This is a genomic window from Streptomyces sp. Pv4-95 (genome assembly GCF_045782725.1).
Taxonomy (GTDB): domain Bacteria; phylum Actinomycetota; class Actinomycetes; order Streptomycetales; family Streptomycetaceae; genus Streptomyces.
On record NZ_CP127172.1, the window covers coordinates 3,048,528 to 3,070,453 of the forward strand.

The 21,926-nt window shown below is 65.7% G+C and carries 15 protein-coding genes; 1 reads left to right on the forward strand and 14 read right to left on the reverse strand.

From position 1 onward, the window contains the following. Positions 1–269: 269 nt before the first annotated feature. From QOM21_RS13365 to QOM21_RS13380, 4 genes are all read right to left on the reverse strand, one after another. On the reverse strand, positions 270–692 hold the full coding sequence (locus tag QOM21_RS13365) for a (deoxy)nucleoside triphosphate pyrophosphohydrolase (RefSeq protein WP_407550118.1): 423 nt from the start codon (positions 690–692) through the stop codon (positions 270–272). A 51-nt stretch (positions 693–743) separates the two neighbouring features. Continuing rightward, on the reverse strand, positions 744–923 hold the full coding sequence (locus tag QOM21_RS13370) for an SPOR domain-containing protein (protein WP_393896336.1): 180 nt from the start codon (positions 921–923) through the stop codon (positions 744–746). A gap of 276 nt (positions 924–1,199) precedes the next feature. Further along, positions 1,200–2,906, reverse strand: a complete 1,707-nt coding sequence (locus QOM21_RS13375; protein WP_407550119.1) for an APC family permease — start codon at positions 2,904–2,906, stop codon at positions 1,200–1,202. Between the two features lie 1,203 nt (positions 2,907–4,109). Then, entirely contained in the window at positions 4,110–4,862 is a 753-nt protein-coding gene (locus tag QOM21_RS13380; protein WP_407550120.1) for a GntR family transcriptional regulator, read from the reverse strand. A gap of 493 nt (positions 4,863–5,355) precedes the next feature. On the opposite strand from QOM21_RS13380, the gene QOM21_RS13385 reads away from it, so the two are divergent. After that, positions 5,356–6,138 carry a PIG-L deacetylase family protein gene (locus QOM21_RS13385; protein WP_407550121.1) on the forward strand — a complete coding sequence of 261 codons (783 nt, stop codon included), beginning with the start codon at positions 5,356–5,358 and terminating at the stop codon, positions 6,136–6,138. A gap of 69 nt (positions 6,139–6,207) precedes the next feature. Here the strand turns inward: QOM21_RS13385 and QOM21_RS13390 are convergent, their stop codons facing one another. The 10 genes from QOM21_RS13390 to QOM21_RS13435 all read right to left on the reverse strand — a co-directional run bounded on the left by QOM21_RS13390 (position 6,208) and on the right by QOM21_RS13435 (position 21,501). Next, a complete protein-coding gene (locus QOM21_RS13390; RefSeq protein ID WP_407550122.1) occupies positions 6,208–7,158 on the reverse strand; it encodes an alpha/beta fold hydrolase in 951 nt (316 codons plus the stop codon). A gap of 133 nt (positions 7,159–7,291) precedes the next feature. Further along, positions 7,292–8,128 (reverse strand): hypothetical protein, encoded by an 837-nt coding sequence (locus QOM21_RS13395; RefSeq protein ID WP_407550123.1) that lies wholly within the window; start codon positions 8,126–8,128, stop codon positions 7,292–7,294. 118 nt (positions 8,129–8,246) lie between these two features. Continuing rightward, a complete protein-coding gene (locus QOM21_RS13400) occupies positions 8,247–9,431 on the reverse strand; it encodes a hypothetical protein (protein ID WP_407550124.1) in 1,185 nt (394 codons plus the stop codon). A 437-nt stretch (positions 9,432–9,868) separates the two neighbouring features. Further along, positions 9,869–10,798, reverse strand: a complete 930-nt coding sequence (locus QOM21_RS13405) for a tyrosine-type recombinase/integrase (protein ID WP_407550125.1) — start codon at positions 10,796–10,798, stop codon at positions 9,869–9,871. A 624-nt stretch (positions 10,799–11,422) separates the two neighbouring features. Continuing rightward, entirely contained in the window at positions 11,423–12,271 is an 849-nt protein-coding gene (locus QOM21_RS13410; RefSeq protein ID WP_407550126.1) for a hypothetical protein, read from the reverse strand. A gap of 20 nt (positions 12,272–12,291) precedes the next feature. After that, positions 12,292–13,818, reverse strand: coding sequence for an ATP-dependent nuclease (locus tag QOM21_RS13415; RefSeq protein ID WP_407550127.1), 1,527 nt, complete (start codon positions 13,816–13,818; stop codon positions 12,292–12,294). A gap of 199 nt (positions 13,819–14,017) precedes the next feature. Next, positions 14,018–14,740 (reverse strand): M48 family metallopeptidase, encoded by a 723-nt coding sequence (locus QOM21_RS13420; RefSeq protein ID WP_407550128.1) that lies wholly within the window; start codon positions 14,738–14,740, stop codon positions 14,018–14,020. Then, the gene (locus tag QOM21_RS13425; RefSeq protein WP_407550129.1) at positions 14,727–17,819 is read right to left on the reverse strand and encodes a type I restriction endonuclease subunit R; all 3,093 of its coding nucleotides are present in this window, start codon (positions 17,817–17,819) and stop codon (positions 14,727–14,729) included. The genes QOM21_RS13420 and QOM21_RS13425 overlap by 14 nt, the downstream gene beginning before the upstream one ends. Beyond that, on the reverse strand, positions 17,816–19,069 hold the full coding sequence (locus tag QOM21_RS13430; protein WP_407550130.1) for a restriction endonuclease subunit S: 1,254 nt from the start codon (positions 19,067–19,069) through the stop codon (positions 17,816–17,818). The genes QOM21_RS13425 and QOM21_RS13430 overlap by 4 nt, the downstream gene beginning before the upstream one ends. Next, positions 19,069–21,501 carry a type I restriction-modification system subunit M gene (locus tag QOM21_RS13435; RefSeq protein WP_407550131.1) on the reverse strand — a complete coding sequence of 811 codons (2,433 nt, stop codon included), beginning with the start codon at positions 21,499–21,501 and terminating at the stop codon, positions 19,069–19,071. Before QOM21_RS13435 ends, QOM21_RS13430 begins: the two co-directional genes overlap by 1 nt. Positions 21,502–21,926: the final 425 nt, after the last annotated feature.

The window sequence follows — 21,926 nt, forward strand, 5'->3', positions numbered from 1 at the left end:
CCCAGGCCCCCTGCCGCTGCGCTGTCGCTCACGCCGATCACTTCCCAGCCCGAAGGGACCCCCAGGCTCGCCGCACTAAAGGGGGTTAATCACGGCATACCCGGTATCGATGAGTAAATATCGCCGTCAAACGGGCACACTGGCGCCAAAGGGGCTTCGAGCAGTGGTGAGCCGCGCGATACCGCATGCGCCTTGCGGCACCCGGGTGACGTCGCTCCGGCGGGCGAGCCGGCACGGCGGCGTCCGCCATGGCAGGCCGCCCGCCACGCTCACGACCGCGGACGCCCCACCGTCGCCGTCGCCACCAGCCGCCGCATCGCCTCGTCGACCGCGGGCCGGTCCTGGTCCAGCCAGTCGACCTGCCCCTCCTCGCCGGGCAGCAGCCAGCGCAGCTCGTCGTGATCCTGGAGCGGGCGCGGCTCACCGGACAGCAGCCGGGCCGTCCACACCCGCAGGACGAAGCCGGGCCGCAGCACCCACTCCCCCGGGATGCGCTCCTGCACCACCGCCTCGACACCCAGCTCCTCGCGCAGCTCGCGTGCCAGCGCCTGCTCGGGTGTCTCGCCGTCCTCCACTTTGCCGCCTGGCAGCTCCCAGCGGCCGGCCAGGGCGGGCGGTGCGCTGCGCCGGGCGGCCAGTAGCCGCCCTCGGTCGCACACCGCTCCGCCCACCACTACGCGCAGTGTCGTCATGCGCGGCAGCCTACGTCCCCCGCTTCCGTCCCGCTCCTCGCTCCTCACCGCTCAGGTCGTCGCGCGGCCAACCCTCTCGACCACGTAAAGCCGCTGGTGGCCACGGGTATCGAGCCGGTCGGCCACCCGCTCCGCCTCCGCCCGGGTCGCATAACGACCGACCCGATAACGGTTGCCGCCTTCGTCCTGGCGGATGACGAGCCAGGGCAGCACGGCTCCACTGTCGGTCATTGCGCCCCTCCGTCCGCCGGGCAGCGCGCCGTCGCGCGCCCCTCCTGTGCTGATGCCGAAATCGCAATCCGCATATGCCCGAGCGTACGCCCGACCTTTACGCACCGGATACGGAATTACACAAAGAGGTACTGAACCGGCCATCCGCAGGCTTCCCAGGCGACCGGAGAAGCGCGGAGGCGTCGGGGAACGGACGGGTGGGCCGGACGCGGAACGCGGAGACTCCGGGCCCCGCAACGGGGCCCGGAGTCCCGGGAGATCGTGTGCGCGGAGTCGTCAGGCGCCGACGGGTGCCTTGTCGTCGCCCGACCGCACCTGGTCGGCTTCCGCCGCCTCGGCGGCCTCCGCCGCCCGGGTCTCGGCCTCGACCTGGACCAGCGACGGGTTGCGCCAGGAGCTGCGGACGCCCCAGTAGTAGAAGGCGAGGGCGATCAGGGCGACCACGAGGATGTCCCAGCCCTCGGGCAGATAGCCCTTGCCGCCGAAGTCCTTGCCGCCCGCGTACGAGACGGTGGCCATGACCAGCAGATACGCCACCATCCAGGCGCCGGCCTTGAGGTGCGGCAGCAGACCGGCCCACGGCTTGCGGCCCTGGGTGAGCGGCTTGCCGATCTCGTACCAGGCCCAGACCGGCAGACCCACGGCCATGATCAGGATGACCTTGCCGGTCAGCGGCCAGCGGCCCCAGTAAAGGACCAGCGAACCGAAGATCATCGCGATCGGTGCGACGAACGGCATCGCCCGCAGCTTGACCGGGCGCTTGAGGTCCGGCGAGAGGCGGCGCAGCGACATCACCGCGACCGGGCCGGTGATGTAGGAGATGACGGTCGCGACCGAGACGATCTCGGCGAGCGAACCCCAGCCGCGGAAGACCGCGAGGAAGAGGAAGGCGATCGCCAGGTTGAGGACCAGCGCCGGACGCGGCACACCGGTCTTCTTGTCCACGCGACCGAAGATGCCCGGCAGGTGACCGTTCTCCTGCACGCCCTGGATCATGCGCGAGGTGGTCGCCGCGTAGATCATGCCGGTGCCGGACGGGGAGACGAAGGCGTCGGCGTACAGCAGCAGCGCCAGCCAGTTCAGGCCCCAGGCCACCGCGAGGTCGGCGAGCGGAGAGTTGAAGCCGAGACCGGCCCAGCCGCCGCCGGCGGTCAGCTTGTCACCGGGCACCGCCATCAGGAACGCGACCTGCAGGGCGACGTAGATGACCAGCGCGATCACGATCGACCAGACGACCGACTTCGGCAGCGACTTGCCCGGGTTGCGGGCCTCGGCGGCGAGGTTCAGCGGGGACTGGAAGCCGTTGTAGGCCCAGACGATGCCGGACACGGCGACCGCGGTGAAGACCGAGCTCCAGCCGTTCGGCGTGAAGCCGCCGTGGGCCTGGATGTTGCCGGTGTCGAAGTGCGCCAGCATCAGCGCGCCCGCCGTCATCACCGGCACGACGACCTTGAACACGGTGATCGCGGTGTTGGTCTTCGCGAACAGCGTGATCGCGAACCAGTTGAGGAAGAAGTAGAAGATCAGCAGGACGCTGGCGAGCCCGACACCGGTGCCGGTCAGCTCCTTGCCGTCGTACAGGGCCCGCGTCCAGCCGAAGTCCCAGGAACTCATGTACTGGACGGAGGCGGTGGCCTCTCCGGGAATGACGGAGACGATCGCGATCCAGTTCGCCCAGGCCGCCAGGTACCCGGCGAGCGAGCCGTGCGAGTACTGGCCGTAGCGGACCATGCCGCCGGCCTTGGGGAACATCGAGCCGAGCTCGGTGTAGGTGAGCGCGATCGTGAGCGCGACCACCGCGCCGATGACCCAGGCGAGGATCGCGGCCGGTCCTGCGATGGCGGCGGCCCGCTCGGCTCCGAAGAGCCAGCCGGAGCCGATGATGGACCCGAGACCCGTGGCGGTCAGGGCAATGGTCCCGAGGGACCGGCGGTAATGCGAGTGCGAGCCCTGCTCCGCGCTCGCCGTCTTCGTCGTGCTCACGTGCTTGGTCTCCTGGTCTTCCCCCGTGCCGTGCACAAACTTCGCCATCGTAAGAGCGAATCGGAAGATCAGATTCCCCTGCTCGGCCAAAACCCCCACCCGGCTGAGGGGGTGTGAGGTTTCCAACACCAAGATCCATCTGCCATTACAGGAAGAAGGCGGACAAATGGGGCGATGGGAGGAGAGGGCAACGAGGAATGGGAGGCGTTGCCGACGGGGGAAGTGGCACGGCACTCACGCCCGGGCGAGCGGTTGCGCGCGAGCCCGAACGTCTCGAAACGGCCCGGCACAGCCCGCCCAGCGACAAGGTCGGAGGGGGCGGCCTGCCACGGGCCGAGGCCGAGAGGTGGAGGGAGCGAGGGCAGACGGGTACGGGCAAGCGGGCGCAGGCAACCCCTGGAGCAGCCAGACGCCGACGCGGCGGGACACCGACACCTCACGCGGGCGGACACGAGTGAGCACCGCAGAATCCGACAGCCGTCCGACAGCCAAAGCAGCCCCGAGCACTGGCGCCCGGCACGCAAGTGCCGACAGGCCGATGGAAGCAGCCAGCCCGACAGGGCACCTCAGAGGCGCACATCAGGCGCGGGCAGGTGCGCGAGGCCGGGTGCGCACGGGCGATTGACGGGTCGGCACCGGAGGAGGAGGAGGCAGCGAGCTGGCCGACGGGGCGCGGGGGGGGCGAGGCGGGCGGTGCGCACCGGCGGTTGAGCAGTCAGACGTCACGGACGTCGGTCACACGATGACCGACCGGGCGCGGGGCGGCGGGGCACGGACCGACGGGACGGGCGGGTGCTCGGGGGCGGGTGAGCAGTCGGGCGTCACAGAAGTGCTGGTCGCGAGACAGCCGACCGAGCACGGGGCGGCCAGACGGGCGAGTGCACGAGCCGGGCGCGCGGAGACGATTGGTCGGTCGGCACCGGAGGAGGCGGCGGCAGCGAGATGGCGACCTGCGGCGGCTGACGGTCCGACGGGACGGACGGGTGCGCGCGGGCGGTTGAGCGGGGAGACGTCGCGGACGTCACTGGTGACGTAACTACCGACCAGGGCGCGGGGCGGCGGGACGCGGGCCGACAGGACGGGCGGGCCGTCGCCCCGGCTACCGCCCGCCCGTCGGCCGTCAGCCCCTCAGCCCCTCAGCCCCTCAGCCCCGCAGCCCCGCAGCCCCGCAGCCCGTCAATGGCCGGCCCCTCGCCCCAGCGGCTATCTGACCGGCAAGTGGTACGAGACGCGGTGGCGGTCGGCGAGGGTGATGACGTCGGCGGTCTCGACCGGGCGGCCGCCCGCGTAGTAGGTGCGCGAGATGACCAGGACCGCGTGGCCCGGCACCCCGCCGAGCGTCATGGCCTCTTCCGCGAGGCCCGGGCGGGCGCCGATCTCCTCCACGACGTTGTCCACCACGAGGTCGATGGCCGCCATCCGCTCGACGACCCCGCGCCCCGCCAGCGGCCCCTCCTCCGGCAGCATCACGGGCGTCCGACCGGTGACTTCCAGCGGCTCCCACGAGGTGGAGAGCATCGAGGGCTCACCCTCCGCGCGGAAGAGGTAGCGGGTCCGCATCACCTTCGCCCCGGACGGGATGCGCAGCCTGGCGGCAATCGACGAACTGGCCGCCTCCTGGCCGCTGTTGGACTCCCAGGTGCCTCTCACCCGGTCGTCCGTCTGCTCCTGCCGGAACGGCGTGCAGACACCGCCGGAGCGGTAGCCGGCGCGGGCGATACGACGCGGAACGGGCTGCTCGCGCACATAGGTGCCCGACCCCGAACGCCCTTCCACCAGCCCCTCGGCCATCAGCACCTTGCGGGCCTCCAGCGCGACGGTGTCCGAGACGCCGTACTCCTCGCGGATCCGGGCCTGGGAGGGAAGGCGGGTGTGCGGAGGCAGCACCCCTTCGACGATCTTCTGGCGCAGGTCGCCTGCGACACGGAGGTACGCGGGCTGTTCACCGAAAGGCACGTGCCCCTCCCAACAGCTTGACAGTCAGCAACAGAGTGGCAACCGCGTGTTGTTGACCGCAACCTAAGGCCAGGAAATCACCCGATGTGATGAAGCGCAGCTCAGCAGGCATACAAAGCGGTATCGGTGATCGCGGCTCTCGCGCGCCCGCGGCCCGACGCACCGCCCCGGCGCTCTCCGCCCGCGCTTCACGCCCCCAACACGCCCCTGTACGCCCTCACCTCACGGCCCCTCATCTCCGACTCCGCTCTCCGCCGCGTACCTGGAGCGCGGCCCCGGAGGTGTCATGATCGTGGGCGGGACGCCACCCCGCCCTCCGGTCGTCCGCCCCGCCGGCCCCTGGGCAGTCGCCCGCCCGCTCAGCACAAGGACCACCGCTCCACCCGTCCGACCAGCAGGTATATCCGTCTCTCATCGGGATTCCGTCCCACGGCGACCCGCCCGGGGGAACCCGGGGGACGGAAACAGAAAGAGGAACAGGAAGAGGCTCCCCATGTCCGAAGACTCCAACGCCCCCACGTCCCCGGCCTCTCCGCCCGCCGGCCCGGCCCTCTCCCCCATGCCCGAGGACTGGCAGCGCGCGCTCGCCGTCGTCGCGCACCCCGACGACCTCGAATACGGCGCCGCGGCGGCCATCGCCGAATGGACCGCCGCCGGGCGGGAGATCACGTACCTCCTGGTCACCCGAGGCGAGGCCGGTATCGACGGACTCGCCCCCGACGAGTGCGCGGTGATCCGGGAGGCGGAGCAGCGGGCCGGCGCCGCGCTCGTCGGGGTCGACACCGTGGAGTTCCTCGACCACCGCGACGGGGTGATCGAGGCCGGTACGGCGCTGCGCCGTGACCTGGCCGCGGCGATCCGCCGCCACCGCCCCGAACTCCTCATCACCCTCAACCACCACGACACCTGGGGCGGCGTCCACTGGAACACCCCCGACCACCGGATCGTGGGCCGCGCCGTCCTGGACGCGGCGGGTGACGCCGGCAACCGCTGGATCTTCCCCGAGATCGGTGAGGACGAGGGCCCGGCGCCCTGGGGCGGTGTCCGCTGGGTCGCCATCGCCGGCTCCCCCCACCCCACCCACGCGGCGGAGGTCGGACCGGGCATCGACCGGGCGGTCTCCTCGCTCGCCGCCCACGGCGCGTACATCAGGGGACTGGGCGGCGAACAGGACCCGGCCACCTACGCCCGCGGGTTCGTCGAGCAGATGGTGCGCGCCGGCGGCGAGCGGTACCGGGGGCGTCCCGCCACGCTCTTCGAGCTCTACCCTCGCTGACACCTCACCGCCGAAGGGTGCCCCGGGAGGCGCTGCGCGCCACTCCGCGGAGGCACCCTTCGGTGCGTCTCAACCGCCGCCCTCCCCCGCCGCCGTGGCCACGAATCCGGCCACCAGCCCGGCAACCTCCGCGGGCCGCTCCAGCAGCATCGCGTGCGTTCCGTCGACCCCGGCGACCGTCACGCACGGGTACGTCCGCGCCAGCTCCCCGAGATCCGTGCGCAGCCCATCCGTATAGGCCGCCATCATCTCGTCGAACCACGACGGCATGCCCGGGACCGGCGGATTGGGGCGCAGAGCCCGCGCGATCAGCAGGGGGCGCGTCACCCGCCGGTACAGCGCGAACAGATCGAGCCCCGCCATCTCCCGCTGCGCCTGCACGGCCTGCCCGTGCCCCGGCCGCAGGAACAGCCGGCCGTCCGCCGTCGCCTGGAGAGCGCGGCGCACCCCCGCCTCCATGAGGTCGGCCGGTATGCCCAACTGCTCGGCCATGGAAGCGTGATAGCCCAGCACACCCGTCAACGCCTCTTCGGCAAAAGGGCGTCCACCGCTCTGCTCCGCGAAGTCCCGCGCCTCGGCAAGACGCTCGCGCACGTACGCCGGATCCAGCCCGGCATACTGCTCGGCCCGCCCCATACCGTGCCCGTCGAGATTGACCGCCGCGGGTGTGGCGGCGTTGCGCTCCAGGCACAGCGCGGCGATCATCCCTCCCATCGAATGGCCGACCACCACGGCGTCCGGCACCCCGCGCGCCGCCAGCACCGCGGTCACGTCGTCCACCGCCGCGGCGAGAGTCCACGGCTTCGTGCCGTCCCCCGACCGCCCGTGGCCCCGCAGGTCCATCGCCAGCACCCGGTGCCCCTCGGCCAGCACGGGCGCGGCCCGTTCCCAGTCGAGCAGCGTCCGCCCGGCGCCGTGCAACAACAGCACCGCCGGGCCGTCCCCGCCGAAATCGCGGACGGCCAGCTCCACGCCGTCGCCCGCCGTACACACCAGATCCTCGCCCGTTGTCCGCGTCATGCCCTCACGTTAGGCGGGCGAGATCGCCGCAAGATCGTTCGTGAAGTGGATGCTTCGGCGAGCGTTTTCGGTCCACAATGGATCAACCCCCTTTTCCTGCTGCCCGGTTCACGCCTTCGGGCCCGGTAACGACTCACGGCCCGGGGCAGGGACCTTCCTTGCCTCTGCGCAGAGCGCGGGCGTACTCCGCACCGGTACCCGTGATCCACGTGTCCGGGGCGTGGCCGTTGGCGGCGCAGACGAAGGAGGGGGCGTACACGGATCGGTACCCGCCCACATCCGACAGCTGACCGGTCACTTCGAAGGGCTTGCCGCCCGGCCGCTCCAGGACCATCTCCGCGGTGCTGCCGCCGACCTGGTAGTGAATGCGGTAGCGCCAGCGGCAGTGGCCCCGCTCCGTTTTCGCCCTGAGCAGGAACGCCTCGCTCTCGTTCTGCTTGAGCGTGATGTGCCGGGCCTGCGAGCCGGTGAAGTACGGAGCTCCGGCCTTGGCTCCCTCCGTCTGCGCGGTGAGCCGGGGCAGCGGGGAGTCGATGGTCACTTCCAGGGGGATGACCTTCGATTCGCCCTGCGCCGGGGAGAGCACGAGGCTGCCGCCGAGGGGCGGCGAGCACTTCCCGCCCTCCAGCTCGGGCACGATGTCGGTGATCCGGACCTGCTGCGCGGCGCGCCCCTCCAGGGTGACCATCCACTCGCTCTCGCCGACGTCGAGGATGTCTCCCTTCTGCCGCCACTGTCCGCTGTAAAGCACCTTCCCGAAGCGTCCGCCGCGGTCCCCGCGGACCAGGTACTCACCGGAGACCTTGACGTCCTTGACCTCGACGACATGGACGGCACCCTGCGGCGAGATCCGGTCCGGCAGCCGGTCGAGCGGCAGGACGGCCTTCACGGCGCCGGTCAACGTGTCCTGGAAGGTCACCGTCACCACCGTGAGCAGAATGCCGGCGAGCCAGGTGGCGGGACTCCGCAAGTGGCGCAGCCTGCTTGGGGTTTCGGTCGCGGCACCGGCCCTCCCGGGGCGGGCCCGCCCCGCGCCGCGGCGGACGCTCAGCCGAGTGAGCGCTCCGGTCCTGCGGACCACCCGTCGGTCACTCGGCATGCGTCAGCCGTCCTTCCTCCACGCTCGGTTTCGTACGGATTCGTCGACGCGAGGTGGCCAGGAGCGCGCCCAGGCACACGGCGCCCGTGACCCACCCCCACGCGGTGCCGAAGCGAACGGCCTCGGAGAGGGCAATATCGAAGGAGGGTGCGAAACTCATCCCCCGCTCACGCGGGGCGTGCTCCCTCAGCAGCACGCTCTCCACGAACGCGGCCGCCACGGAGGCGAGCAGCGTCGCGTACCAGCAGCGCAGGAAGAAGCGCATCGGATGTCCGTCCGGGGCACGCCGGACCACGATGCGCAGCGCCACCGCCAGAACGGCGAGCAGGACGAGGCAGACGGCGAGGGTCGCGCGCCATCCGGGGGATTCCTCGGTCGCGAGCGGACGCAGCCGCAACGCCGGGTAGAGGAGCCCGCTCCACTCCGCGATCAGCTCCGGAGGACGGTAGGGGAACCAGAGTTCGGGGTCGAAGGTGAGCGAGGGGGTCTGCTCCCACGTGCGCACGTTCGCGTGCCGCAGGACGGCGCCGCCGGCGACGGCGAGCAGCACCACCGGAATGAGCCCCGCGAACACCACGTCCCGGCGTTCCCGCGCCGTCGCGAGGGCCGGCTCCGGTGCCTCGTTCCCCCCGGGAAGGCCGGTGCTCCCCACCAGTGCCTGGACGGGCGGCCACCGCCGCAGGAGCCATAACTCCATCCAGACCATGACCGGCATCCACGCCACCCACAGCGCGAACTCCACGGGCGCGGACGGCGCCCCCGTCATCCGGAGGCTGACGAGCCACTCGTTCTGAGTCCACATCGCCGACGTCGACGCGGGGTCCAGGACCGGGACGAGCAGCTCCGCGACCCCTGCGGCCAGCAGCGCGGCGCCGATCAGCGCCGCGACCGCGCCGACCCGCGGCCGCATCCCCGGCACGGCCCTGAGCACCGCATACGTCAGTACGGCGCAGAGGACGACGTAGACCAGCTGAGGCCCCCAGCCGCCGACATGACCGAGATCCCGCACAGCGAACCCGGCGACGTCCAGGCCCAACACCCGGACGGGACCGTCGGGAAGACGCGACGCGTCGCCGCCCACGGCGCTCAGCCGCACCGGATGGACCGCGAGGAGGAAGAACGCCTGGGACATGGCGCAGCCCCCGGCCAGCATCATCGACAGACGGCGATCCACCGTGGCACTCCCCCGAGTCACCCGCGCGCGGCAACGGACCCACCGGCACGGATCAGCACAAACCATGACTGACCAGCACAGACCGGCAGTGTGACCCGTAAGCACGCGGCCACCCCTGCATCATGGCTGCTCGCTCCCGGGCTCGCAGCGCATTTCCCGCGACCGCTGGAAACATCCCGCTGAGGCCCCTCCGACCCCGGCACCGCCCCGGCACGGAAAGAGCGAGGGGCCGGCCCCCGCAGGAGCCGACCCCTTGCGACCTGCCCGTCCGGCAGGTCAGTGACGCGTGGTCACGTCATCCGCTCAAACGTTGAAGCGGAATCCGTAGTACAGAGCTCCCACCTGAGGAAACGCGGATCTTGCAGGGGTCATCCCAGCACCATCCCAGCACGGGCGTTCTATCTCAGCACCATGTAGACGACCCCGCTCTCGTACTCCTACGCAGCTCGGTTGCCGGCGCTCCAGCTCGCCTCCTCTGGCGGGAGGGACGTCGCGCTCGGGGACGCGGGCCGCATAGCGTGCTGTAGAACTTCCCGGCAGCGACCCCACGCGCTAGGCAACAGATGCCCGTAGATGTCCACCGTGGTCTTGACCGAGCGGTGGCCCAGCCAACGCGAGACCTCGTGGATCGGCACACCGTTGGCCAGGGCCGTGGAGGCGAAGAAGTGCCGCAAGCTGCGGGGCGTGTACTTGGCGTTGCCGTCCAGATCGACCAGGCCGGCCGCGAGGCACGCCCCCTTGAACTGGTGGCCGTAGGAGGAGATGGACGGCATCACGCCAACGCCAGGCTGATGCGGGGCAAAGAAGGTCTCGAGCCGAATCCGTCTCCCCTTCTGCCCGGTGAAGACCACGGGCATCGGCTTCCATTTGAGGAGGTGAGCGTCGATCTCCTGCTCGATGAACAGGGCGGTTGGGACGTCTCGGCACTCCTTCTCCAGCTGATGCTTGAGCGGCAAGAAGGGCGTCTTACAGTGCTCCTGGTGCGCCTTGGCGCTGACCTGCCATCGGATCCTGACAGAGCCAGGCCGCCTGCACTCGGTGGAAAAGGCCAGGGCTTCGCTGGGACGCTGACCTGTGCCGGACTGAAGGTAGACGGTGAGGCGGAACTTCGGCGCGATATGCGCAGCGATCAAATCCACCTCGGCTGGCGTCGGAACTTCGTCCTCATCCACCGCCAGCACAGCCCTACGGGATACCCGGATACCCCGCGCTGGGTTCTCCGTGATGCGCTTGTCGACGACGGCCGCCTCCATGATGGCGGCCACCATCACCATGCGGTCGTTCACCGTCGATGCAGCCAGCCCTGCACCACCTCGGTAGATGTCCTTGACGAACTTCTCAAAGTCCCGCCGCGCAAGCCCAGCCAAGGGCTTTCAGCCAAGGCGCGGCCCAAGATGGTTGCGGACGAACCCTTCGTAGTTGCGACGGGTCGCCTCACCGATGACTCGCCGCTCAAGCCACCCCTCGGCCCAGACCGACAAAGACATGGCACCGCGCGCAGGATCGACTCAGACGCGGGCCTTCTTGTCCCTCTCCACGCCGGAGGCGAAGGCGTCCGCACCGTCCAGGCCGATCCTCCGCGAAAACGACTCCTCCCGCTGTCGCCCTCTCCTGCCGCCTGGCTCCCGATACCGCACGGTCCACGCGTGACCGCATCTTGGGCGTGTGCAGGGATAGTTCCGATCACGGACATCCCGCTTGCACCTCTGAAAGACGCTCGCCACCCAAGTCCCCAATTCTGCAGCCGGCCCCAGCACCTCAGATCATCGCCAGCGCCTCACAACCGAACAAGATGCACGTCACTAATCCGCCCTTTTCGGCGAACGTGACCCTTCAGTCCCAGGCTGAACCAACGGCCCTGCCGGTTTGGCTCCTTGGCGTAGGAGGCAACACGGCCTCAGGAGCACTGGGATATGCGGGTCAGGAGACGCCAGCCACGGGACAGCAACCCAAGTCGACGAGGGCTGCGTCGCTACACCAAATCTGGTTTGTCACAGTGAGCCCACCGAGCTGGGATTGTCTTGCCCGGAAGGGCCTTCGCAGTAGAGGTCGTCGGCTGCAAGTGTCCGGTACGTGATGCCTTCGCAGCTGTTGAGGTCTACGGCGAACCGGCTCTCCGCTTCATCCTCCAGGTACATCCGGACCATGCGTGCGCCGCCGCGTTTACGCTGCCTCTCGACGCTATGCGTCACATCGGAGATCGCGCGGTTGGCTTCGATGGCGTAGCGCTTCCCCAGCTTGAAGAGCGTGAAGTGGTTCTTCACCCGCGCGATGAGCGTGGCGTCCCAGGATGTCGGCGGGCTGACGAAGAAGCGCAGCCGCACGGTGTCCGAATCGTGGATCGATCGCGCATCCAACCAGCCCTCGTGGGATACCCGGTCGAGATATGGATGCAGGAGTGTGTTCTCGGCGCTGTCCGGCCGCTTGTTCCCCTTGATCGAATTGCACTGCTCGCATACGGGGACAAGGTTGAGCGGATCGACACACAGGACAGGGAAGTGACTCTTCGGCATGAAATGGTCAAGTTGGCGAACGGTGCCCTGTCTGCATAACGGGCATCGTTCGTTGGGCGGAGCGGCCATCAGCTCGTCACGTATCACCCGCCCCCCGACGGTCTGCGTGCCGTTCTCGTAGGCCCAATCCACGAAGGCGTCGTCGGCGATCTCGGGAACCTTAAAGCCCTTCGGGTCAAGGTCGTGCAGCTTTCTGGCAGCGGCAGCCTCACGAAGCGCCTGGCCAGCCATCTGCACGGCGTTGGCCGCGTTGAGAAGCCGCTCACGCCGCTCTTCGGCCTTGGTACGAGCGACACATGCCTGATAACTGTCACTCGCCTTCCGCATGGGAACCTTCAGGGGCCACATCAAAGGGGCCCATCCGTCTTCTCTGCGAGAAGGACCCGGACCAACCCTTTTGCCTCTCCGCCGAGCTTGCCGTCGAAGTGAGCAAGAACCTCTTCGTATGTGTCCAGCGCGGCCACTGCTTTGCCGATTTCCGAGTAGAAGCCGGACTCCATCACTTCCAGCCCGAACACCTCGTGGGTGAGCACGCCCACGTTTTCGCCGTACGTCTCGATCATCGGGCGCTCGGAGCGGCTGCTCTCGCCCTGGCGTATGAGCTTGTATACGCAGGACTGTGGCACCGTCTGGAGTACGACTGGCGAGTGTGTAGCAACTACTGCGACTCCGTTGCGCGCGGACAACAGGTTGGACAGCGCCTGCATAAAGGAAGCCAGCAGCGGCGGATGCAAATGGGCTTCGGGCTCGTCCAGTAGGACTAGGGACTGCTCAGCCACGAGATGCACGAGCCGTGTCATGGTCAGCGTGACGATCGCGTGACCTGAGCTCATACGTCCGAAGGCAGAAGTCAGGTCCCGTACGTGGGCTTCTGTGACTTTCATGCCGTCTCGTATGTCGCGGGCGTAGGCCGCGATGGCGGAGTTCGCAAACTGCGGGTCTCGGCTCAACAGCGTTATGGCCTCGCGCCAGCGCACGAGGTCGCGCGAGTTGATGACTGCATGGATTCCAGCGTTGAAGGCCGCTTGCAGTCGTTGCTGCTGGGTACCGGCAGGCAGTTCATCGAGCCAGGTGCTTTGGAGGCCGACGTAGGTGTACTTCACCGCTTGGGGATCGCTCTCCTCGACCACTTCGACGAAGGGATCGAAGGCACTGAAGGTGACCGAGACCACGTTCACGAACGTCTCGCCGGTTGCGGACGTGGGCGTCGGTAGCACATCCACGCGGCCGAGTTCCGCGTGCCTCTCGGGCCAGACGACCGCAGCGGCAAGGTTCCGCAGCAGGGTCGTTTTGCCAACTCCGTTGCGGCCAATGAGGACGTGAATATTGCTAGACGGCGTGGAGCCAGGATCGATCTTGAAGTCGAGAGTGCTCTCAGCCCCATGCCGCGGTGCTGTGTAGCGGAACCGGTACTCGGTCAGTCGGACTCCGCCGCGTGCGATCCGGTTGAACTGGGCCCTGACCGTCTGTTCCTCGATCGTCCGCAACAGTGATGATCGTGTCACTGAGTACTGCATAGCGGTCTCAAGAAGGTCGGGGTTGAAGGCGACGTCGGAGAGCCCCCGGAGGATTCCTTCGCGCCTCTCGTGTCCAAGCTTCTTGATGTTGTCGTAGTAGCGATCACTCTGCCCAAGGGAGAAGAGTTCACCCGGTGGCGAGCCATCGTAGACCCCGGCACGGATGGGGCTGGGGCCGTCTTCCTGCCCAGCGACGGCGATCTTGACGAAACCCAGGTTCGTCTGCGTCTGTGAGTCTCTGTACCAAAGCGTGTAGCCGGTGCGGAAGCCGAAGTCATCCCAGTCGTCGGCTACTAGGACCACGGCCTCGGGGCCTGAGCGCACAGGCGTGTCTTGGGGCAGGACAATGAACTTCACCGGGTCGAGCCTCCGGTTCTGCGGCGGACACCCGCACTACGGTCGAACTGAGTTTGGACCCTATCGCCTCGCTCTGACAGAGCGATCACGACGAGATCAGTTCAAGGTTGTGTGCCCGTCTGGCAGCTCACGCCGCCGGCCCACGTCGTGCCCCTGTTTGCGCTAGTACGTCGTGCGAGGGGCTCCTCCTGTCGCTCCTTCAGGCCCACTCTTCCTCTGCAAGTGGGGCGTCATTTAGCTGGTCACGAAGGCTCCGCCAATTTGGCATGACCCTATCCATGAGCTTGGTGAAGCGCTCATCGTGGTTGCGTTCCAAGTAGTGCGTCATCTCGTGGACAACGATGTACTCGAGGCAGCCTGGAGGCTTCTTCGCAAGCTCGACGTTGAACCAGATGCGCCCGGTCTCACGATTACACGAGCCCCACTTGGTCTTCATCCGCTTGAGATTCCATCGCGGCACCGAAACCTCGAGGGCTGCTTCCCACTTGGCAATCAAACCCGGGAGCACATGCCGAAGCTGCTCCCGATACCAGCGGTCCAGCAAGTCCCGCCGCCGTTCAGCTGTTGTGCCGACCGGGACGTACAGCAGCAGTCGTTCACCGTCTAGTTCGAAGTGAGCCCGCCCTGGACGCTCCACGACCTTCATCCTGCGGCGAACGCCCCACACATAGTGGGACTCACCTGTGACCATCTCTCGCGTGGATTGCCGTTCGGCGGATCGAAACTGCTCTCGTTGCTCTTTGATCCACGACAGGCGTTGGATTACAGCGAGTCGCACTTGCTCATCGTCGAGCTGGCGCGGCGCTGCTACACGGACGCGCCCCAGTGGTGGGTAGACACCGATGTGCAGGTTCTTGATATTCTTGTAGATGATGTCGACATCGATGCCACGGACGGTGAGAGAGGCGTTAGCGGTACTCATGGCGCGCCTTCAGCAATTCCAGCAGCTCATCAAGTCGGTCGAAATCGGCGGTCAGCGCTTGAATGAGCGCGCGTCTAACCTTCTTTTCCTTCATCGTGTTGCCTACCCACGAGTCGGGCTTGGTATGGAGGATGGTGGTGTCCACAAGCACAGCCAGGTCCGGTGACGGACCGAAGAAATCAATCAGAGCACGGCGAGCCCCATTGTCAGCCCACTCCGGATACTCGGTGTCCGACTCGCCCTTGCCGAGTTTGGACGCGTGTTCCAGGAGCTTCGCGAGATAATCCTTGTAGTCCAGAGCGCTTTGCCGCCGTTCCTCGAGTATGGAGTCGAGCAGCTCCGACATCTTGTCGTAGTACTTGGGGTTCATCGGGCGCTCGTCGATGATCACCGCGCGCATGTTGTTGGTGATCGTTTCAGCCACCGCTTCCGGGTCCTTCTTGATGCCTGCGGGAAGCTTGTCGAGCGCGCCAGCTCCCATCTCGACGATCAACTGAACCAGTCCGGCTTCCTGGAAATCAGATACCACCTCGGAGGGGCTGGCGTTGATGTAGGTGTCCAACAGGTGTCGCATGCCGGCCTCGTACTGCTTGAAGTCAACATTCTCACCGGCACCGAGCTTCACCTCATCACGCACGTTGGCGTAGTGGGCGACCTCTTCCTTGATCGCTGCGGCTTCAGCGTCCTTGTACCTAGCGGCCTGCATTTCGTTGGCGAGGTTGCCGTACGCGCGGGTTACGGCCGCCACAGACTTGTAAAGCCTAACGCGCTTGGGTTCATTAGCCTTGAGCTGCTCGGCGTTGCCTTGCTCCCCGGCGCAAAAGTACTGCTGGTACTGAAGGGTGTCCTTTGGTGGTTCAACCAGCTCGCAGAGCGCTCGGATGTTCTCCAGAGCCTCATCAAGGTCGGACCGGGCCTTCTCGAGTCGGTCTGGCAACAGCCCCTCGATGTCCTTCTTGTCGTAGCCCTGCAGAGCAGCACCGGTGTAGTCCTTGATCGCTGACTCAAGGGAGTTGAACAAGTCGCGGTAGTCGACGATATAGCCGTAGTCCTTGTCCTCGCCGTCGAGGCGGTTGACTCGGCAGATCGCCTGAAACAGGCCGTGGTCCTGCATCTTCTTGTCGATGTACAGGTACGTCGCACTCGGGGCGTCGAATCCGGTCAGGAGCTTGTCGACGACGATAAGCAGCCGCATCTGAGCCGGGTCATTGATGAAACGTTCCTTAACGTCCCTATCGAACTGCTCGACCTTGCCCATCGCCTTGTCCGGGGGCTCGTTGAAGTGATCCGCGAGCATCTGCCGGTAGATCTCGTACTGGCGCAGGCGCTCGGTCGCGCCGTGGCCTGAGTCTTCCTTGGCGATGTCACTCGCCTGCGGTGTGTACGACGTGATGATGGCGCACTTGCCCTTGAACCCGGCCTGAATGAACAGCTCGTAGAACTTGCACGCCTGGTAGATGCTTTGACTGACGAGCATGGCGTTGCCTCGGCCATCCATCAGCCGCGGCTTGGTCTCCATGTCGAACAGGATGTCGTTGACTATCTCCCGGGCTCGCGGTTCCGAGCTGGCGACCTTCTGCACGGTGCCCCAGCGCTTCTTGAGCTCGGCACGCGAGAGGTCCGTCATGCCGCGAGTCTTGGCCTCAAACCACTGGTCGACCTTCGCCGGCGAGGTCAGGTCCTGGTCGATGTTGCGCGCTTCGTAACGCAAGTCGAGCACGACACCATCGGCAACGCCCTCGTTGAACCTGTAGGTGTGAATAAAGCTGCCGAACCGCTGGACAGTGGTGTCCTTGTCCTCTTTGAGGAGAGGTGTGCCCGTGAAGCCGATGAACATGACACCAGGCATAAGCGCCTTCATAGCATCGTGCATCTTGCCTGATTGCGTACGGTGGGCTTCGTCCACGAAGACGAAAAGGTTGCCCTTGGCCTGGAAGTTCTTGGGGACGGTTGCTGTGAGCTCACGAATGAACTCACTCTCAGCTTCATCACGGGCGGACTCGTCTTCTGAGCCACGGAACTTGTGAACCAGCGAGCACATCAGCCACTCTTCGCTCGCATTCAAGGTGGCGAGGAGATCAGCGCTGCTCTTGGTCCGGTAGATGGGCTCTTTGGCTCCCTGGAAGACCTTCTGAATCTGGTCATCCAGTTCGGTCCGGTCAGTGATCAGCAAGACCCGTGGGTTTGTGCCAACTTGAGACTCCCGGATCCACTTAGCCAGCCACACCATAGTCAACGACTTGCCGGAGCCCTGGGTATGCCAGATGATGCCGCCCTCGCGCTTGACGATCCGCTCCTGAGCCGCCTTGACGCCGAAGTACTGGTTGTGCCGACAGGTCTTTTTCTGCCCCGCGTCGAAGACCATGAAGTCGTGAACCAGCTCGAGTAAGCGCGCCTTCGAGCAGAGCTGCGTCAAGGCCCGATCGAGGGGGGAGGCGATGTCGGACGGTTCACGCCATGCGAGCCAGTACTTCTCCGGCGTATCGATGACGCTGTAACGCAGCCCCTCCACGTCGTTGCCGGCCATGACGAGCTGCACCGTCGTGAAGAACGAACGGATGAACTCAGGACGCTGGTTCCCGATGCTCTGGCGGATGCCTTCAGAGACGGCGACCTTTGAGCGCTTGAGCTCGATCGTCCCGAAGGCGATGCCGTTGACGTACAGCACGATGTCTGGGCGCTTCGTGTGCTGCCCCAGCACCGTCACTTCCTCAGCCAGAGCGAAGTGGTTGGCTTCGGGGCAAGCCCAGTCGATAAGCCAGACCGTCTCCGTCTGCTCGCCGACACCGGGCTTGACTTTCGCGCCGTACCGGAGCAGGTCGTAGACGTCTCGGTTCGCCTCATACAGATCACGACCGCCACCGAGCGAGGCGTCGCTCTTCAGGTTGTCGATCGCCTTGTTGATGAGGTTGTCGCTATAGCCCCGAGCGCGGAGGTTCTGAGTGAGCAACTCGACATCGACATTGGAGTTTGCCGCACGGCAACCCCAGATGCCGAGGTACTCGTAGCCCAACGAGTCTTGGAACAGCTTGACGACGCGGTTTTGAGTCGTCCGCTCCGGCTGGCCGACGTTGCTCATGCTGCGCTCTCCTTGGCGGGAAGGCGGGTGCGGCCGGTGAGGCGCTGTTGCATAAAGCCCTGCTTGATGGCTTGCGTCTTGGAGAGCAAACGATCAAGCGCTTCAACATTACGGTCGACTGCGTCAATTGCCGTCACAATCCTGCGCTGGTTGGTTTCGTTGGGAACCCAGACAGGAAGGCGTTGCAGTAGTTTTGTATCGAGCACGCCAGTTCCGCTCCCAGCTGACGACACCAGATCGAGCACATGGGCACTCCGAGCTTGCAGCGCGTACACGAGGTACTCAGGTAGGACACCAGGCTTAGGAACCAGCGCTTTAACATCTTGATTGAAGCTGACCGGTCGAGTTGCCATCCCAATGCGCGTCTCGCGATGCAAGGCCATGCCGCGCACGAGGACGAGAGTTGCACCGGCCGGAGCGAGCTTGCTGCCTGCTTGCACTCCAGCTGCAGTAAGATGTTGATCGGAATCGTGCACACGAGAATGCCTAAGCGTTGCTGCGCTGATCCACGGGATCGTTCCGCCCCAGTAAGTGGGGTTGTTTCGGTTGGGAGTTCCCCCCGACAACCAGGTCGTGATTTCCCCGAGTGCAGCGTTACGTCCGGTTGACAGTGAACCTTGCAGGGCGGTCTTGCCAGTTAGAAGTTCTTGCAGCATGCCTCGCTTGATCGCCTGCTTCTTGTCAATGAGCGCGCGCAGCCTCTCCTCCAGCCGCTCCACATCTGTCAGCGCACGGGCGATACGCCGCTGTTCCTCGATCGGCGGCAGCAGGATTTCAATGGACCTCAGGCGAGTCAGGTTGAATCCGGGGATCGAGCTGCCGATCGAACCTTCCAGGATCTCCCGCTGCATGGCCGGACCAGAGAAGAGATAGTATAGAAACTCCGGCTCCGCAATCTCTGGATTTGGCGTCAGCTTCATCTGTTTGTTGGAGATCACATACTTGTCGTATTCCGAAGAGCCATCGATCAAACCTACTTGATTGATTGTGCCCCACGAGGTGAAGATCAGATCACCTTTATAGACGGTCGAGCGGGAAAACTCGGCAGCCTTTTCCTGAGTCAGGAAGACGAGATTCTTGTCGTTGATCCGGACAGCAGAGTCAGCACTCAGGTTGCCACCACGGATGACCGGCACTCCGAAAGCACGGAAAAACCTCGACCCGATGCTGGACCCAAAAGGTCCCGTGGCCAGCGAATTCGGGCTTGGAGCCGCGACATCGGCAACACTAACCACTTTCCAGCCATCCATCACACCACCCCCATGTCGGCGAGGTGCCCCGCAACGAGGCTTTCCAGCTTTGCGAGATCGGTCACCAGGTCTCCGGCCGTTGCGGCGTACCGTTCACCGAGCTGCTGGATCCGTGAGACGAGCGCGAGCGTGAGCAACTCAGCCTCAGACGCCACACGGCTGGCGACCGTCGCATACCACTTGTCGTCAAGCACAAGCTGCTTGATCTCAGGTTCGGTGAGGTCGCCGTACTTCTTGAGAGTCGCGAGATCGAGAGCAGCCTGGGCCTCCTTGGCGGCCTTTTTGGCGACAGACTCTTCGTTGTACAGCTTGACCAGGCGCTGCAACGCCTTGATCTCTTCAGGGTCAGCTCCCTCATGCCGGGCCACCTTGAGCCGTGTCGAAGCAAGTGGCTTGGAGATCTTGCCGTCCTCCATCGCCTCGGCAAGCAAACCGTCCTCTACGGCGTGCTCCTCGATGTACTCCTCTACAGCACGGCTTGCCTCTTCGGCTGCCGCGTGCAATGCGTCGACCTTGGCCTGCTCGTTCGCAAAGTAACGAGCGACGACAAGCGCTGGCGGGATCAGGTCCATCTTGTACTTGGTGACGCTGCGCCCCGAGCCAATGACAAGGTCCGGGGTCTCGGAGAGCTTGCGTTCCTTGTCCTCGATGGTCTTGCGGGGCTTCGCCGCCTCACACCACCCGTCGTTCATGACCAGGAAGACATCGTCGTGCATGACTCCGTGCCAATAGTCCATAAGTTGCTCGTAGACGCTGTACTCGTCGAGCAGAAGGGTGTTCTTGAACCGGGCCAGTAGATCGTCTCCAATACGAGCGATCAGGTCCTTGGGGACAGTGTTCGGGGTCAGCGCTTGCAGGACCGGCCGATGCGCGGTGAACCAGTCGTCAACCTGGCCGCGGATGTCCGTGACGAACTTCTGGAACTCGTCGGAGTCCAGGATGGTCTGCTGCACTTCAGCCACACCGACCGCAAGATCGCTGTAACCAGGGCGGTTTGACTTGAAGAGCGTGGTACGAAGGCTTGGGAACGCCTCCCAATACCCGTTGAGTGCGTCCAGGTCGCGGTCCGGGATCCCTCCGTGCATGTGGGCGTGAAGATCCTGGATGTCCTCCGGCTCGGAGGAGTCAATGTACCGGGGGATGTTGAGGTTGTAGTCGTTCTTCGGATCAGCGATCTCGCGGAGCGGCACCATGCGCGAGTAGCGCTCGATCTCGGTCTGCTTGTTGAAGACGTCGACAATCTTGTGAAGGTCCTGGCTCCGGAGCCGGTTTTTGTTGCCGTCCTTGATGAAGCCCTTGGAAGCGTCGATCATGAACACGCCAGTGCGCGCCTGGGCGTTCTCCTTGGCGAGGACGATGATGCATGCAGGAATGCCGGTGCCGTAAAAGAGGTTCGCGGGCAGACCAATGATGCCCTTGATGTAGCCGCGGCGCAGCAACTCCTTACGAATGCTCGCCTCGGCATGGCCGCGGAACAGCACACCGTGGGGCAGAATAACGGCCGCCTTGCCCGTGCTCTTTAGCGACTTGAGGATGTGCAGCAGGAAGGCGTAGTCGCCGTTCTTCTCCGGCGGCCGGCCGAACTCGAAGCGACCGTAGTCGTTCTCCAGGCCGTTGCTCCACGACTTGATTGAGAACGGCGGGTTGGCGACGGCGAAGTCGAAGGTCTGGAGCCGTGCGCCCTGGGTGAACTGTGGGCTGGTAATCGTGTCACCCTTGCGGATGTCACGGTCCTCGTAGCCGTGGAGGATCATGTTCATCTGGGCCAGCGCCCAGGTGGCGTTGTCCTTCTCTTGGCCGTAGATGGTGAGGCCACGTGGGGCCTCGTCAGCGACCTTGAGAAGCAATGACCCGGACCCGCACGTGGGGTCGTAGACCGTGTGGTCCTGCCGGGTGCCCGCTCCCATACCGACGACCTTGGCGAGTACCCGCGAGACCTCGGCCGGGGTGTAGAACTGGCCCTTCGACTTACCCGACTCCGTTGCGAAGTGCCGCATCAGATACTCGTAGGCATCGCCCAGCAGGTCATCGCCCTCAGCACGGCTACCCCGGAAGTCGAGATCAGCGAAGATCGTCACCAGCTTGGAGAGGCGATCCTGCATCTCCTTGCCCTTGCCGAGCTTCTCCTCGTCGTTGAAGTCGGCCAGGTCGATGACCTTCTCAAGCCCGTTGGACTCGGCGAGCTTGCCGATGATCTTGTTGATCTTGTCACCGATCTCCTTGTCTCCCTTGAGAGCAACCATGTCATCGAAGGATCCGCCGACGGGGACGTCGATCAAGGAGTTCGGATCGGACTTGGCCTTGTCCGTCACGTACTTTACGAACAGCAGCGTCAGGATGTAGTCCTTGTACTGGCTGGCGTCCATGCCGCCACGCAGCTCGTCGCAGCTCCGCCACAGCGAGCTGTACAGGTCGGACTTCTTGAGGGCCACTAGCACGCCACCCCCTTGCCAGCGCCAAGCCCAGAGCCTGATCGCGGTCTCGCGGTGAGCTGTACGTGCGACCTGTCCATTCTTCGGCGCCCATCCTTCGTATGTCAGTGCGCGACAGCTTTGCCACTAGAGGCAAAGCCAAAGCTGAGTGCCCCAACGATAGCGCCGGGTTCTCTCACAAGATGCCGTCAGTCCGCGGCACCCAAGGGCCTAGCTCGTGTCATACGCGATGAGTTGGACTAGGTGCCTTCACAGACACCAGGGTGTGGAGGTCAGCCCCTGATCGAGGGGTGAAGGTCGCAGGGCGAGTGGCGGCCCGGCTGAGCCAGGCGGCCGTTTTCCCGCCGAGGTGCACCTCCTCATGCCCCAACGTCCGCCTGCATCAACCTCGGCCTAGCCGCCCGACAGTCCTGCAAAGCGCAATG

What these genes read in the sequence shown, in the direction of transcription:
- QOM21_RS13430 (WP_407550130.1), bottom strand. Translation starts at nt 19,069, where the DNA reads ATGGATGGCTGGAAAGTGGTTAGTGTTGCCGATGTCGCGGCTCCAAGC.
- QOM21_RS13385 (WP_407550121.1), top strand. Translation starts at nt 5,356, where the DNA reads ATGTCCGAAGACTCCAACGCCCCCACGTCCCCGGCCTCTCCGCCCGCC.
- QOM21_RS13365 (WP_407550118.1), bottom strand. Translation starts at nt 692, where the DNA reads ATGACGACACTGCGCGTAGTGGTGGGCGGAGCGGTGTGCGACCGAGGG.
- QOM21_RS13390 (WP_407550122.1), bottom strand. Translation starts at nt 7,158, where the DNA reads ATGACGCGGACAACGGGCGAGGATCTGGTGTGTACGGCGGGCGACGGC.
- QOM21_RS13410 (WP_407550126.1), bottom strand. Translation starts at nt 12,271, where the DNA reads ATGCGGAAGGCGAGTGACAGTTATCAGGCATGTGTCGCTCGTACCAAG.
- QOM21_RS13420 (WP_407550128.1), bottom strand. Translation starts at nt 14,740, where the DNA reads ATGAGTACCGCTAACGCCTCTCTCACCGTCCGTGGCATCGATGTCGAC.
- QOM21_RS13370 (WP_393896336.1), bottom strand. Translation starts at nt 923, where the DNA reads ATGACCGACAGTGGAGCCGTGCTGCCCTGGCTCGTCATCCGCCAGGAC.
- QOM21_RS13425 (WP_407550129.1), bottom strand. Translation starts at nt 17,819, where the DNA reads ATGAGCAACGTCGGCCAGCCGGAGCGGACGACTCAAAACCGCGTCGTC.